The sequence below is a fragment of the Providencia hangzhouensis genome, assembly GCF_029193595.2.
Classification (GTDB): Bacteria; Pseudomonadota; Gammaproteobacteria; order Enterobacterales; family Enterobacteriaceae; genus Providencia; species Providencia hangzhouensis.
Window position 1 is genome coordinate 4,322,708 of record NZ_CP135052.1, and the last position, 13,504, is coordinate 4,336,211.

The window sequence follows — 13,504 nt, forward strand, 5'->3', positions numbered from 1 at the left end:
ACTTTGCAAGAAAAAAATGCTTTTTCTTAACCTTGACGTTGTTTATGTCTTGGTTCAACACTACAAATTACACGAACGCTACCATTGCGACGAATAATTTTGCAGTTACGGCATAATTTCTTGACGGAAGCACGAACTTTCATTTTTACTCTCCGTAACTTCTAAGCAAACCATAATCACACTAAATGATTACTTACCTTTCAGGTTTGCTTTCTTCAATGCAGACTCATACTGACTTGACATCATCAGAGTTTGCACTTGAGCCATAAAGTCCATGATAACGACAACCACGATTAAGAGGGAAGTACCACCAAAATAGAAAGGTACTTTCATTGCGTCACGCATGAACTCCGGGATTAGGCAGATGAAGGTAATATATAATGCGCCAACTAATGTTAAGCGAGTCATTACCTTATCAATGTACTTGGCCGTTTGCTCTCCCGGACGAATTCCTGGTACAAATGCACCGGACTTCTTCAGGTTATCTGCTGTTTCTCTCGGGTTGAAAACCAACGCCGTATAGAAGAAACAGAAGAAGATGATCGCAGATGCATAAAGTAACACATATAACGGTTGACCAGGCTGTAAATACATAGAAATTGTAGTCAGCCAGTCCCAGCCAGTTCCATCACCAAACCAAGAAGCTATTGTACCCGGGAATAGTATGATACTGGAAGCAAAAATTGCAGGAATTACACCCGCCATATTCACTTTTAACGGTAAATGTGTACTTTGTGCTGCGTAAACACGGCGGCCTTGCTGACGTTTAGCGTAATTAACGACGATACGACGTTGACCACGTTCCATAAACACAACAAAGAATGTAACCGCGAATACTAACACCGCAACCAACAGCAACAGGAGGAAGTGCAGATCGCCTTGCCGAGCTTGCTCGATGGTATGGCCAATAGCCGGCGGTAATCCCGCAACAATACCAGCAAAGATAATGATAGAAATACCGTTACCGATACCTCTTTCAGTTATCTGCTCACCTAACCACATAAGGAACATAGTCCCCGTGACCAAGCTAACAACAGCCGTAAAGTAGAACGGGAGACCCGGATCAATAACTAACCCTTGCATCCCTGGCATATTCGGTAGACCCATTGCAATACCAATAGATTGGAATATTGCTAATACCAGAGTACCCCAACGAGTATATTGGCTTATCTTCCGACGACCTGCTTCTCCTTCCTTCTTAATCTCTGCTAACCGTGGATTAACCACTGATAATAATTGGATGATAATCGATGCCGAAATATACGGCATGATACCCAAAGCAAAGATAGAAGCACGGCTAAGAGCACCACCAGAGAACATGTTAAACATTTCAATGATGGTGCCTTGTTGCTGTTCGAGCAATTTGGCAAGCACAGTGGCATCAATACCAGGGATTGGAATAAAAGAACCAATTCGGAAAACAATTAGCGCACCAATTACAAACAAAAGTCTGCGTTTAAGTTCGCCAGCTCCACCCTTGGCACTTTGAAAATCTAATCCTGGTTGTTTAGCCATCTGTCACTTATTCCTCAATTTTACCGCCGGCAGCTTCGATTGCAGCGCGAGCACCTTTAGTAACACGAAGGCCACGTACAGTAACTGCACGGTTCACTTCGCCAGACAGAATAACTTTCGCATATTCAATCTGGATGCCAACAACGTTCGCGGCTTTCAGTGCGTTCAGATCAATAACATCGCCTTCAACAGCAGCAAAATCAGACAGACGAATCTCTGCAGTGATCATTGCTTTGCGTGAAGTGAAGCCGAATTTCGGCAGACGACGGTATAAAGGCATCTGGCCGCCTTCGAAACCACGACGTACGCCACCGCCAGAACGAGATTTCTGACCTTTGTGACCACGGCCGCCGGTTTTACCGAGACCAGAACCGATACCACGACCTACGCGTTTAGGCGCGTGCTTGGCACCTTCAGCCGGAGACAGAGTATTTAAACGCATCTCTTACTCCTCAACTTTAACCATGTAGGAAACCAAGTTGACCATACCACGTACAGCAGGAGTATCCTCGCGCTCTACTGTATGACCAATGCGACGCAGACCTAAACCGACCAGTGTTGCCTTATGCTTAGGCAGACGACCGATTGAACTGCGAACTTGTGTAATTTTAATAGTCTTAGCCATAGCCGATTACCCCAGAATTTCTTCGACGGATTTTCCACGCTTAGCTGCGACCATTTCTGGAGACTTCATGCTGTCTAAAGCATCCAGTGTTGCACGAACCACGTTGATTGGGTTAGTGGAACCATAGGTTTTAGCCAGTACGTTGCGAACTCCAGCTACTTCTAAAACAGCACGCATTGCACCGCCGGCAATGATACCGGTACCTTCGTGAGCAGGTTGCATAAACACACGAGAACCAGTGTGTGTACCTTTCACAGGGTGGAACAATGTGCCGTTGTTTAGAGCAACGGTTTTCATACTGCGACGGGCTTTTTCCATCGCTTTCTGGATTGCTGCCGGAACTTCGCGCGCTTTGCCGTAGCCAAAACCAACGCGACCGTTACCATCACCAACTACAGTCAGTGCGGTAAAGCTGAAAATACGGCCACCTTTAACGGTTTTTGCTACGCGGTTTACCGCGATCAGCTTTTCCTGCAGTTCGCCAGCTTGTTTTTCGATGTGAGCCATCTTACACCTCTACCTTAGAACTGAAGGCCAGCTTCACGGGCAGCATCTGCCAGTGCCTGGACTCTACCATGATATTGGAAACCAGAACGGTCAAAAGCAACAACAGTGATGCCTTTTTCCAGTGCGCGTTCAGCAATTAATTTACCAACTACTGCTGCTGCATCTTTGTTTCCAGTGAATTTCACTTGCTCATTGATAGCTTTTTCTGTAGTAGAAGCTGCAACCAATGTTTCAGAACCGTTCGGTGCGATAACCTGCGCATAAATATGGCGTGGAGTACGATGTACCACCAGGCGAGTCGCACCCAACTCTTGGATCTTACGGCGTGCGCGGGTCGCACGACGGATACGAGCTGCTTTCTTATCCATAGTGTTACCTTACTTCTTCTTAGCCTCTTTGGTACGCACGATTTCATCGGCGTAACGAACACCTTTACCTTTGTAAGGTTCAGGACGACGGTAAGCACGCAGTTCTGCTGCAACTTGACCAATCACTTGCTTATCCGCACCTTTCAGTACGATTTCAGTTTGTGTTGGACATTCAGCAGTAATGCCTGCTGGCAGTGCGTGTTCAACCGGATGCGAGAAACCTAAAGACAAGCTTACTGCATTGCCTTTGATTGCTGCACGGTAACCAACACCGACCAGTTGAAGCTTTTTAGTGAAGCCTTCGGTAACACCAACAACCATTGCATTACACAGTGAACGAGTAGTACCCGCTTGTGCCCATGCATCATCAAAACCTTCGCGTGGTGCGAAAGTCAGTTGATTGTCTTCGCTTTTAACTTCAACTGCATTATGGATAGTACGAGTAAGCTCGCCGTTTTTACCCTTAATCGAAATAACCTGACCGTTGAGTTTTACCTCTACGCCGGCAGGAATGACGACGGGTGCTTTTGCCACACGAGACATTCTTTCCTCCCGAATTAAGCTACGTAGCAGAGAATCTCGCCACCAAGACCAGCTTGGCGAGCTGCACGATCAGTCATGACACCTTTAGAGGTAGAAACAACAGCGATACCTAAACCAGCCATAACTTGTGGCAGCTCATCTTTTTTCTTATAGATGCGCAGACTTGGGCGGCTTACACGCTGAATGCTTTCTACAACAGCCTTACCTTGGAAATAACGTAAAGTCAGTTCCAGTTCTGGCTTGATGTCGCCTTCAATTTTAAAATCTTCAATATAACCTTCTTCCTTCAGCACTTTGGCAATTGCCACTTTCAGCTTGGAGGAAGGCATGGTGACCGCAACTTTGTTCGCGGCCTGACCGTTACGGATACGGGTCAGCATATCCGCGATGGGATCTTGCATGCTCATCTGTCTTTACTCCCGTGATTCAAATGGAATTACCAACTTGCCTTTTTAAGGCCCGGGATTTCACCGCGCATAGCGGCTTCACGGACTTTAATACGGCTCAGACCAAACTTCCGCAGGAAACCGTGCGGACGCCCTGTTTGACGGCAGCGGTTACGCTGACGAGAAGGACTTGAATCACGTGGCAGTGTTTGCAGCTTGAGAACAGCGTCCCAGCGATCTTCATCAGATGCTTTAACATCAGAGATGATAGCTTTCAGTTCTACGCGTTTTGCGAAGAATTTCTCAGCTAATTTAGCACGTTTAACATCACGCGCTTTCATAGATTTCTTAGCCATGAGTACCCTGCCTTACTTGCGGAACGGGAAGTTGAACGCTGCTAACAGTGCGCGACCTTCGTCATCTGATTTCGCAGTAGTGGTGATAGTAATATCTAAACCACGTACGCGATCCACTTTATCGTAATCGATTTCAGGGAAGATGATTTGTTCACGAACACCCATGCTGTAGTTACCGCGACCATCGAAAGACTTAGCGGACAAGCCACGGAAGTCACGAATACGTGGTACAGCAATAGAAATCAGACGCTCAAGGAACTCCCACATGCGTTCGCCACGCAGGGTTACTTTACAGCCGATTGGATAGCCCTGACGGATTTTGAAGCCTGCAACAGATTTGCGTGCTTTGGTGATCAAAGGTTTTTGACCTGAGATCGCTGTTAAATCAGCTGCTGCATTATCCAGCAGTTTTTTATCAGCAATCGCTTCACCAACACCCATATTCAGGGTGATCTTCTCGACCCGAGGGACTTGCATGACAGAAGTGTAGCTAAACTCGGTCATGAGTTTATTAACTACTTCGTCTTTATAGTAATCATGCAGTTTCGCCATCGTATACTCCAAAAATTACTTGATAGTTTCACTGTTAGATTTGAAGAAACGGACTTTTTTGCCGTCTTCGAATCTAAAGCCTACACGGTCAGCCTTACCAGTTGCCGCGTTAAAGATTGCAACGTTAGAAACTTGAATAGCCGCTTCTTTTTCAACGATGCCACCTGGTTGGTTCAGAGCCGGTACAGGCTTCTGATGTTTTTTAACCAGATTGATACCTTCAACGATAACTTTACTAGAAGAAATAACCTGCTTTACTTTACCGCGCTTACCTTTGTCTTTCCCAGTTAGCACGATAACTTCGTCATCACGACGGATTTTCGCTGCCATAGTTCGCTCCTTAGAGTACTTCAGGTGCCAGAGAGATAATTTTCATAAACTTCTCGTTACGAAGTTCACGAGTTACCGGCCCAAAAATACGCGTACCGATTACTTGCTCACTGTTATTATTTAATAACACACAAGCATTACCATCGAAGCGAATGACAGAACCGTCAGGGCGACGTACACCCTTCTTGGTGCGCACCACTACCGCTTTCAGGACATCACCCTTTTTAACTTTACCGCGTGGAATTGCTTCTTTAACAGTAATTTTAATGATGTCGCCTACATGTGCATAGCGACGGTGCGAGCCACCTAGAACCTTGATACACATTACGCGACGTGCACCGGAGTTGTCGGCCACGTTCAGCATAGTCTGTTCTTGGATCATTTTAGTGCTCCGCTAAATGTCAACTACTACTGAGCCACCTCATTATGAAGAGGCCGTTCAAATATACCCATACTACGAGGGCGCGGCATTATAACACCACATCATCGTGTTGGACAGAAAAAAATAAACGGCTCAATCAAAAAGAGCCGTTTATTCATCAAGAAAAGTTATTCTATTACAGAACAGCTTTTTCTACAACGCGAACTAAGGCCCAAGACTTAGTCTTAGACAGTGGACGAGTTTGGCGGATTTCTACCACGTCACCAATTCCACATTCATTGTTCTCGTCATGTACGTGCAATTTAGTCGTACGACGGATGAATTTACCATACAGAGGGTGTTTCACCATACGTTCGATAGCAACAACAATAGATTTCTCCATTTTATCGCTAACTACACGACCTTGCAGAGTACGGATTTTATCGCTCATTACGCACCTGCCTTCTCAGTCAGTAAAGTCTTCACACGTGCGATATCGCGACGCACTTGTTTCAACAGATGAGACTGTTGCAGCTGACCGCTTGCAGCCTGCATACGTAAATTAAATTGTTCACGTAACAGGTTCAAAAGTTCAGCATTCAGCTCTTCAACGCTTTTTTCGCGCAGCTCTTGTGCTTTCATTACATCACCGTCTTAGTTACAAAGGTGGTTTTGATAGGCAGTTTCGCTGCTGCCAGAGAGAATGCCTCACGAGCCAGCTCTTCAGGCACACCGTCCATTTCGTACAGTACTTTACCAGGCTGAATTAAGGCAACCCAATATTCTACGTTACCTTTACCTTTACCCATACGAACTTCGAGTGGTTTCTCAGTGATTGGTTTGTCTGGGAACACACGGATCCAGATTTTACCTTGACGCTTAATAGCACGGGTCATAGCACGACGTGCCGCTTCGATCTGACGTGCAGTCAGACGACCACGGCCAACAGCTTTAAGACCGAAAGTGCCGAAGCTAACATCCGTACCTTGCGCTAGACCACGGTTGCGGCCTTTGTGCACCTTACGGAATTTTGTACGCTTTGGTTGTAACATCAGCGACTCTCCTTACTTGCGGCCTTTACGCTGCTGCTTTTTAGGTTGAGCAGCTGGTTTCTCAGCTTGTTCAACAGCAGCCATACCACCCAGAATCTCACCTTTGAAGATCCATACCTTAACGCCGAGAACACCATAAGTGGTGTGCGCTTCTGAAGTGTTGTAATCGATATCAGCACGTAATGTGTGCAGTGGCACACGGCCTTCACGATACCACTCGGTACGAGCGATTTCAGCACCGCCTAAACGGCCACTGACTTCAACTTTAATACCTTTAGCGCCCAGACGCATTGCGTTCTGTACCGCACGCTTCATAGCACGACGGAACATAACACGACGTTCCAGCTGTGAAGAAATGCTGTCAGCAACTAATTTAGCGTCTAGTTCTGGTTTACGAACTTCGGCGATATTGATTTGCGCAGGAACACCAGCGATATCCGCTACTGTTTTACGCAGTTTTTCAACGTCTTCACCTTTCTTACCGATAACGATACCTGGGCGAGCAGTGTGAATAGTCACACGGATGCTTTTCGCAGGACGTTCGATAACGATGCGAGAGATTGACGCTTTTGCCAATTCTTTATTCAAGTACTGGCGTACTTTGTAATCGCTGTCTAGGTTGTCAGCGAATTCATTGGTGTTCGCATACCAAGTAGAGTTCCAAGGTTTGACAATACCCAGGCGAATACCATTAGGATGTACTTTCTGACCCATTGCTAGTCTCCAGAGTCTCAGCGATCGGACACAACCACAGTAATGTGGCTGGTGCGCTTAAGAATACGATCTGCACGGCCTTTCGCACGCGGCATGATGCGTTTCATGGTTGGACCTTCGTCTACGAAAATTTTCGCAACTTTCAGGTCATCAATGTCAGCGCCATCGTTTTGCTCTGCGTTAGCAATTGCAGATTCAAGTACTTTCTTCACTAAACCAGCAGCTTTCTTGTTGGTGTAGGTCAGAATTTCCAGAGCTTGCGACACTTTCTTACCGCGAATCAGGTCGGCAACTAAGCGAACCTTCTGGGCAGAAGAACGAGCGTGGCGATGCATAGCTAAAGTTTCCATCTCTTCCTCCTATCCTTAACGTTTCTTAGCTTTCTTATCTGCCGCGTGGCCGCGATAAGTGCGAGTCGGTGCGAATTCACCCAGTTTGTGACCAACCATTTCGTCGGTTACAAAAACTGGAACATGCTGACGACCATTATGGACAGCGATGGTCAATCCGATCATATTAGGAAAGATCGTTGAACGACGGGACCAAGTCTTAAGAGGCTTCTTGTCTCCGCTTTCCACCGCTTTCTCTACCTTCTTCAGCAAGTGCAGGTCAATAAAAGGACCTTTCTTGAGAGAACGTGGCATGGTTTATCCTCTAATTATTTTTTAGAACGATGACGTACGATGAATTGATCAGTACGCTTGTTACTACGAGTTTTCTTACCTTTGGTTTGAACGCCCCATGGTGTTACTGGGTGTTTACCAAAGTTACGGCCTTCACCACCACCATGTGGATGGTCTACTGGGTTCATCGCAGTACCGCGAACGGTAGGACGAACACCACGCCAGCGGCTAGCACCAGCTTTACCGAGAACACGTAACATATGTTCAGCGTTACCAACTTCACCAAGAGTTGCACGGCAATCAGCTAAAACTTTACGCATTTCACCAGAACGCAGACGTAATGTGACATAAGCACCATCACGAGCAACGATTTGAGCGTAAGTACCTGCTGAACGCGCTAACTGTCCACCTTTACCTGGTTTCAGTTCGATGTTATGAACTGTAGAACCAACAGGGATGTTGCGCATCGGCAGTGCGTTACCAGCTTTGATTGCTGAATCAACACCAGATTGAATCTGGTCGCCAGCTTTCAGGCCTTTTGGTGCAAGAATATAACGACGTTCACCGTCTTTATATAGAACCAGTGCAATGTTCGCAGAACGATTTGGATCATATTCCAAACGCTCAACAACTGCAGGAACACCGTCTTTGTTGCGTTTGAAGTCAACTAAACGATAATGCTGCTTATGGCCACCACCGATATGACGGGTAGTGATACGGCCATTGTTGTTACGACCACCGGATTTGCTGTTTTTTTCTAACAGCGGAGCATAAGGTTTACCCTTATGCAGCTCAGGGTTAACCACTTTAACTACGTGGCGACGGCCCGGAGACGTAGGTTTACATTTAACAACTGCCATTGTTCTTTACTCCTCCGACTTACTCAGCACCGCTAATGAAGTCCAAATTTTGGCCTTCTTTCAGCGTGACGTAAGCTTTTTTCCAGTCGCTACGACGACCGAAACGCTGACCGTGGCGTTTAGTTTTGCCTTTAACCAGCAAAGTGTTAACACCTTCAACTTCAACTTCAAACAGTTTCTGTACAGCAGCTTTGATTTCTGCTTTAGTCGCGTCTTTCGCAACTTTGAGAACGATGGTATTGCTTTTTTCCATCGCTGTAGAAGCTTTTTCAGATACATGCGGCGCGCGCAGTACTTTTAGCAGACGTTCTTCACGGATCATGCCAGCATCTCCTCAACTTGCTTCACAGCATCAGCAGTCATAACCACTTTGTCGAAGGCGATCAGGCTAACCGGGTCAATACCTGCTGCATCACGAACGTCAACCTTATACAGGTTACGCGCTGCTAAAAACAGATTTTCATCTAATTCAGCAGTGATGATCAGAACATCTTCCAGAGCCATATCTTTCAGTTTCTGTGCCAGCAACTTAGTTTTAGGTGCTTCAACAGAGAACTTCTCGACAACGATCAGACGATCTTGACGTACCAACTCAGAGAGGATGCTTTTTAAAGCACCACGGTACATCTTCTTATTAACTTTTTGACTGTGGTCCTGTGGTTTAGCTGCGAAGCTAACACCACCAGAGCGCCAAATTGGGCTCTTTACTGAACCAGAACGTGCACGGCCAGTACCTTTTTGACGCCATGGTTTTTTACCTGAACCAGAAACTTCAGCACGAGTTTTCTGAGCACGAGTACCTTGACGAGCACCAGCTGCATACGCAACAACTACTTGGTGAACAAGCGCTTCATTGAAATCACGCCCGAAGGTAGTTTCGGAAACAGTCAGCGCGCTTTGCGCGTCTTTCATTACCAATTCCATTCCTATCTCCTCGACGTTAAGCCTTGACAGCCGGTTTTACGATCAGGTTGCTACCAGTTGCTCCTGGAACAGCACCTTTGACCAGCAGCAGGTTGCGCTCAGCGTCAACACGTACTACATCTAGGCTTTGAACAGTTACACGCTCATTACCCAGTTGGCCTGCCATTTTCTTGCCTTTAAACACTTTGCCCGGAGTCTGGTTTTGACCGATAGAACCCGGAACACGGTGAGACAAGGAGTTACCGTGAGTAGCATCTTGAGTACGGAAATTCCAGCGCTTAACTGTGCCGGCAAAACCTTTACCTTTAGATGTACCAGTAACGTCGACTTTTTTAACGTCAGCGAAAATTTCAACGCTAATGCTTTGACCTACTGTGTATTCTGCACTGTCTTCAATGCGGAATTCACGCAGGATACGGCCAGCTTCGACGCCAGCTTTAGCGAAATGACCTGCTTCAGGCTTAGTTACACGATTAGCTTTTTTGCTACCGGTAGTAACCTGAATTGCATTATAACCGTCAGTTTCTGCAGTTTTAACCTGAGTAACACGGTTATTTTCAATTTCGATAACAGTTACAGGTATAGAAACGCCATCTTCAGTGAAGATACGAGTCATACCGACTTTCTTACCGACTAAACCTTTCATTGTTTCAACCTCTCAATCGTTCGACGACCTGATTAACCCAGGCTGATCTGCACGTCAACGCCGGCAGCCAGGTCCAGACGCATCAGAGCATCAACGGTCTTTTCGGTTGGCTCAACGATGTCAACCAGACGCTTGTGAGTGCGAATTTCGTACTGATCACGCGCATCTTTGTTAACGTGCGGAGAAATCAGAACGGTAAAACGCTCTTTACGTGTCGGCAGCGGGATAGGACCACGAACTTGCGCACCAGTGCGCTTAGCAGTCTCTACGATTTCCGCAGTTGATTGATCGATTAAACGATGATCAAAAGCTTTCAGGCGGATACGGATTCTTTGGTTCTGCATGAGACCAGAGCTCCAACTATTTTATAAACGTAAATGATTACTCCTCGTACCCATTTCGATTGATGGGAGAGTGTAATCGTTCTTGATGTAACTTCCAAATCGGAAGTATTGTCTAAATGAGCAACAAATTGTTAACTCAATACTGATATTTCAGTCCTAAAATATAGGGCTTACTCATCAGTAAGCCCGCGCATTATACGTAAATTATAGGGAAACGCAAGCAATCGAGGAAAATATGTGCGAATTTTCTAGGGGAGTAATGGAAAAAACCTCAACCATGGAATACACAGTGGTTGAGGTTAGTTATTAACTTAATAAAACAACAGTACGGAATAAGACTTTATTCTTCTTTAACTTGTGCTTGAAGATAGTTTTGAATTCCCAAACGATTAATCAGCTCTAGTTGAGTTTCTATCCAATCAATATGATTTTCTTCATCAGCTAAAATTTCAATCATCAGGTCTCGACTTACGTAGTCATGAACCGAATCTGCATACTTAATAGCTTCCTTTAGATTTTTTGCCCCATCGATTTCAAGCTGTAAATCTGACTTCAGCATTTCTTCAACATCTTCACCAATATTCAATTTGCCAAGATCTTGTAAGTTAGGAATACCTTCGAGGAAAAGAATTCGCTCTATATATTTATCTGCGTGCTTCATTTCATCAATTGATTCGTGATATTCCATCTCATTGAGACGTGTAAGCCCCCAATTTTTAAACATGCGTGCATGCAAAAAATATTGGTTAATTGCAACTAACTCATTGCCCAGTAGTTTATTTAGGTGGGCTATCATTTTTTTATCGCCTTTCATTTCTACCCTCCATCGCTTCCAGTCTTTTAAGTGTAGTACTGAAATTGATGTTAGTGTGATTTTTACACAATGTATTTAAACAAAAGGTGATAAATATGGTGGGAATAATTTGACTGGTGTTAAATACTATGCGACTTCAGTTGCGCACGCATCCTCAAAAATCATTTGCTCTTCATATAAAATTGCCTTCGTCTGTCGAATACATTTTCCACATTCTAAGCCTACAGGCAGAATTTGTCGTAGACCCTTTAGTGAGGTCACTTGATACTTTCTTGCGGCATTTCTGATCTGTTTATCAGTAATGGCTTCACAAAGGCAGATGTACATGATGCTTACCTGTATAAATCACATACAGATAGTTTAAATAAAAATGATTTGCATTTCAATTATCATTACTAATGATTTACAAAGATCATTTACCACTGAGCGATTAATTACACAAGCAAGTGAAATCAAAAGAAAAAATAACTTTTAATATGAATGATTCGGCTAATATATAGCAACGTAATGCTGCAATTTTATGTAGTCAAAATTTTGCTTATAACAACAAAAGGGCACCTAAATAAGGTGCCCTTTTTTAAAACTAGATAAAGCTATGTATTATGCAATAATTTTTGCAACAACACCCGCACCTACAGTACGGCCACCTTCACGGATTGCGAAACGTAAACCGTCGTCCATCGCGATTGGGTGGATCAGGGTAACGATCATGTTGATGTTATCACCTGGCATTACCATCTCTACGCCTTCTGGCAGTTCGATAGTACCTGTTACGTCAGTTGTACGGAAGTAGAACTGTGGACGGTAACCTTTGAAGAATGGAGTATGACGACCACCTTCATCTTTGCTCAGAATATAAACTTCTGATTCAAATTTAGTGTGTGGCTTGATTGAACCTGGTTTCGCCAGTACTTGACCACGTTGAATTTCTTCACGCTTAGTACCACGCAGCAGAACACCAACGTTCTCACCTGCACGACCTTCGTCTAACAGTTTACGGAACATTTCAACGCCAGTACAAGTTGTTTTAACCGTGTCTTGAATACCAACGATTTCAACTTCTTCACCAACTTTGATGATACCACGCTCAACACGGCCTGTTACTACTGTACCACGACCTGAGATTGAGAATACGTCTTCGATTGGCAGCAGGAATGGCTTGTCAATTGCACGCTCTGGTTCTGGAATGTAAGTATCCAGGTGGCCTGCTAATTCAACAATTTTCGCTTCCCACTCTGGGTTGCCTTCCAGCGCTTTCAGAGCTGAACCACGAACAACTGGAGTGTCGTCGCCTGGGAAATCGTATTGAGACAGAAGTTCACGAACTTCCATTTCGACTAATTCTAACAGCTCTTCGTCGTCTACCATGTCACATTTGTTCAGGAAAACGATGATGTAAGGAACACCAACCTGACGACCTAACAGGATGTGCTCACGAGTTTGTGGCATTGGGCCATCAGTCGCAGCAACAACCAGAATTGCACCGTCCATCTGAGCAGCACCTGTGATCATGTTTTTAACATAGTCGGCGTGTCCTGGGCAGTCTACGTGTGCGTAGTGGCGAGTTGGAGTATCGTATTCTACGTGTGAAGTAGAGATGGTGATACCACGCGCTTTTTCTTCTGGTGCGTTATCGATTTGGTCGAATGCGCGAGCAGAACCGCCGTAAGTTTTAGCCAGAACAGTAGTGATAGCTGCTGTCAGAGTAGTTTTACCGTGGTCAACGTGGCCGATAGTACCAACGTTAACGTGCGGTTTTGAACGTTCAAATTTTTCTTTAGACATTAGATTGTCCCTCTAAGACACGGAATCGGTGGTTAAACCACATCAACCAAGCAAGAATTATTTCGCTTGTTTTTTTCAGGAGACAAATCAGGGAGATAAGTGAGAACATAAAGGAAGTGGTGCTGATAGGCAGATTCGAACTGCCGACCTCACCCTTACCAAGGGTGTGCTCTACCAACTGAGCCATATCAGCACATCT

At 45.1% G+C, this 13,504-nt stretch carries 26 protein-coding genes and 1 tRNA gene; all 27 read right to left on the bottom strand.

Going from position 1 to position 13,504, the window contains the following annotated elements; genetic code table 11:
* Window positions 1-26: 26 nt before the first annotated feature.
* The 27 genes from rpmJ to PZ638_RS19940 all read right to left on the bottom strand — a co-directional run bounded on the left by rpmJ (window position 27) and on the right by PZ638_RS19940 (window position 13,498).
* Window positions 27-143: a 50S ribosomal protein L36 gene (gene rpmJ, locus PZ638_RS19810; protein WP_004265484.1), complete on the bottom strand. Its 117-nt coding sequence runs from the start codon at window positions 141-143 to the stop codon at window positions 27-29.
* 46 nt (window positions 144-189) lie between these two features.
* Window positions 190-1,515 carry a preprotein translocase subunit SecY gene (gene secY / locus PZ638_RS19815; protein ID WP_004265481.1) on the bottom strand — a complete coding sequence of 442 codons (1,326 nt, stop codon included), beginning with the start codon at window positions 1,513-1,515 and terminating at the stop codon, window positions 190-192.
* Between the two features lie 7 nt (window positions 1,516-1,522).
* Window positions 1,523-1,957, bottom strand: a complete 435-nt coding sequence (gene rplO, locus PZ638_RS19820) for a 50S ribosomal protein L15 (protein WP_004265478.1) — start codon at window positions 1,955-1,957, stop codon at window positions 1,523-1,525.
* A 3-nt stretch (window positions 1,958-1,960) separates the two neighbouring features.
* Window positions 1,961-2,140, bottom strand: a complete 180-nt coding sequence (gene rpmD / locus PZ638_RS19825; protein WP_004265475.1) for a 50S ribosomal protein L30 — start codon at window positions 2,138-2,140, stop codon at window positions 1,961-1,963.
* A 6-nt stretch (window positions 2,141-2,146) separates the two neighbouring features.
* A complete protein-coding gene (rpsE, locus tag PZ638_RS19830) occupies window positions 2,147-2,647 on the bottom strand; it encodes a 30S ribosomal protein S5 (protein WP_004265471.1) in 501 nt (166 codons plus the stop codon).
* A gap of 14 nt (window positions 2,648-2,661) precedes the next feature.
* Complete coding sequence (gene rplR, locus PZ638_RS19835) at window positions 2,662-3,015, bottom strand: 50S ribosomal protein L18 (protein ID WP_004265467.1); 354 nt, start codon at window positions 3,013-3,015, stop codon at window positions 2,662-2,664.
* A gap of 9 nt (window positions 3,016-3,024) precedes the next feature.
* Window positions 3,025-3,558 (bottom strand): 50S ribosomal protein L6, encoded by a 534-nt coding sequence (gene rplF, locus PZ638_RS19840; protein WP_004265464.1) that lies wholly within the window; start codon window positions 3,556-3,558, stop codon window positions 3,025-3,027.
* 14 nt (window positions 3,559-3,572) lie between these two features.
* Window positions 3,573-3,965 (bottom strand): 30S ribosomal protein S8, encoded by a 393-nt coding sequence (rpsH, locus tag PZ638_RS19845; RefSeq protein WP_004907134.1) that lies wholly within the window; start codon window positions 3,963-3,965, stop codon window positions 3,573-3,575.
* A 29-nt stretch (window positions 3,966-3,994) separates the two neighbouring features.
* Window positions 3,995-4,300 (bottom strand): 30S ribosomal protein S14, encoded by a 306-nt coding sequence (rpsN, locus tag PZ638_RS19850; RefSeq protein ID WP_004265458.1) that lies wholly within the window; start codon window positions 4,298-4,300, stop codon window positions 3,995-3,997.
* A gap of 12 nt (window positions 4,301-4,312) precedes the next feature.
* A complete protein-coding gene (gene rplE, locus PZ638_RS19855) occupies window positions 4,313-4,852 on the bottom strand; it encodes a 50S ribosomal protein L5 (protein ID WP_004265455.1) in 540 nt (179 codons plus the stop codon).
* 15 nt (window positions 4,853-4,867) lie between these two features.
* Window positions 4,868-5,182, bottom strand: a complete 315-nt coding sequence (gene rplX, locus PZ638_RS19860; protein ID WP_004265452.1) for a 50S ribosomal protein L24 — start codon at window positions 5,180-5,182, stop codon at window positions 4,868-4,870.
* A gap of 10 nt (window positions 5,183-5,192) precedes the next feature.
* Window positions 5,193-5,564 carry a 50S ribosomal protein L14 gene (rplN, locus tag PZ638_RS19865; protein ID WP_004265449.1) on the bottom strand — a complete coding sequence of 124 codons (372 nt, stop codon included), beginning with the start codon at window positions 5,562-5,564 and terminating at the stop codon, window positions 5,193-5,195.
* A gap of 175 nt (window positions 5,565-5,739) precedes the next feature.
* Entirely contained in the window at window positions 5,740-5,994 is a 255-nt protein-coding gene (gene rpsQ / locus PZ638_RS19870; protein WP_004265446.1) for a 30S ribosomal protein S17, read from the bottom strand.
* Window positions 5,994-6,185 carry a 50S ribosomal protein L29 gene (gene rpmC, locus PZ638_RS19875; RefSeq protein ID WP_004265442.1) on the bottom strand — a complete coding sequence of 64 codons (192 nt, stop codon included), beginning with the start codon at window positions 6,183-6,185 and terminating at the stop codon, window positions 5,994-5,996. The genes rpsQ and rpmC overlap by 1 nt, the downstream gene beginning before the upstream one ends.
* Entirely contained in the window at window positions 6,185-6,595 is a 411-nt protein-coding gene (gene rplP / locus PZ638_RS19880) for a 50S ribosomal protein L16 (protein WP_004265436.1), read from the bottom strand. Before rplP ends, rpmC begins: the two co-directional genes overlap by 1 nt.
* Before the next feature lie 12 nt (window positions 6,596-6,607).
* Window positions 6,608-7,309: a 30S ribosomal protein S3 gene (gene rpsC / locus PZ638_RS19885; protein ID WP_004265433.1), complete on the bottom strand. Its 702-nt coding sequence runs from the start codon at window positions 7,307-7,309 to the stop codon at window positions 6,608-6,610.
* Between the two features lie 17 nt (window positions 7,310-7,326).
* Window positions 7,327-7,659, bottom strand: coding sequence for a 50S ribosomal protein L22 (rplV, locus tag PZ638_RS19890; protein ID WP_004265430.1), 333 nt, complete (start codon window positions 7,657-7,659; stop codon window positions 7,327-7,329).
* A 15-nt stretch (window positions 7,660-7,674) separates the two neighbouring features.
* Window positions 7,675-7,953 (bottom strand): 30S ribosomal protein S19, encoded by a 279-nt coding sequence (gene rpsS, locus PZ638_RS19895; protein ID WP_004265426.1) that lies wholly within the window; start codon window positions 7,951-7,953, stop codon window positions 7,675-7,677.
* A 14-nt stretch (window positions 7,954-7,967) separates the two neighbouring features.
* Window positions 7,968-8,792, bottom strand: coding sequence for a 50S ribosomal protein L2 (gene rplB / locus PZ638_RS19900; protein WP_004265422.1), 825 nt, complete (start codon window positions 8,790-8,792; stop codon window positions 7,968-7,970).
* 19 nt (window positions 8,793-8,811) lie between these two features.
* A complete protein-coding gene (gene rplW / locus PZ638_RS19905) occupies window positions 8,812-9,114 on the bottom strand; it encodes a 50S ribosomal protein L23 (protein ID WP_004265420.1) in 303 nt (100 codons plus the stop codon).
* Window positions 9,111-9,716, bottom strand: coding sequence for a 50S ribosomal protein L4 (rplD, locus tag PZ638_RS19910; protein ID WP_004265418.1), 606 nt, complete (start codon window positions 9,714-9,716; stop codon window positions 9,111-9,113). The genes rplW and rplD overlap by 4 nt, the downstream gene beginning before the upstream one ends.
* A gap of 16 nt (window positions 9,717-9,732) precedes the next feature.
* A complete protein-coding gene (gene rplC, locus PZ638_RS19915; protein ID WP_004265414.1) occupies window positions 9,733-10,362 on the bottom strand; it encodes a 50S ribosomal protein L3 in 630 nt (209 codons plus the stop codon).
* Between the two features lie 32 nt (window positions 10,363-10,394).
* Window positions 10,395-10,706, bottom strand: coding sequence for a 30S ribosomal protein S10 (rpsJ, locus tag PZ638_RS19920; RefSeq protein WP_001181005.1), 312 nt, complete (start codon window positions 10,704-10,706; stop codon window positions 10,395-10,397).
* Window positions 10,707-11,046: 340 nt separating this feature from the next.
* Complete coding sequence (bfr, locus tag PZ638_RS19925) at window positions 11,047-11,520, bottom strand: bacterioferritin (RefSeq protein WP_094963184.1); 474 nt, start codon at window positions 11,518-11,520, stop codon at window positions 11,047-11,049.
* A gap of 126 nt (window positions 11,521-11,646) precedes the next feature.
* Complete coding sequence (bfd, locus tag PZ638_RS19930; protein WP_004265412.1) at window positions 11,647-11,847, bottom strand: bacterioferritin-associated ferredoxin; 201 nt, start codon at window positions 11,845-11,847, stop codon at window positions 11,647-11,649.
* Window positions 11,848-12,120: 273 nt separating this feature from the next.
* Complete coding sequence (gene tuf / locus PZ638_RS19935) at window positions 12,121-13,305, bottom strand: elongation factor Tu (protein ID WP_004264373.1); 1,185 nt, start codon at window positions 13,303-13,305, stop codon at window positions 12,121-12,123.
* A gap of 117 nt (window positions 13,306-13,422) precedes the next feature.
* A tRNA-Thr gene (locus tag PZ638_RS19940) sits at window positions 13,423-13,498 on the bottom strand.
* Between the last annotated feature and the right edge of the window lie 6 nt (window positions 13,499-13,504).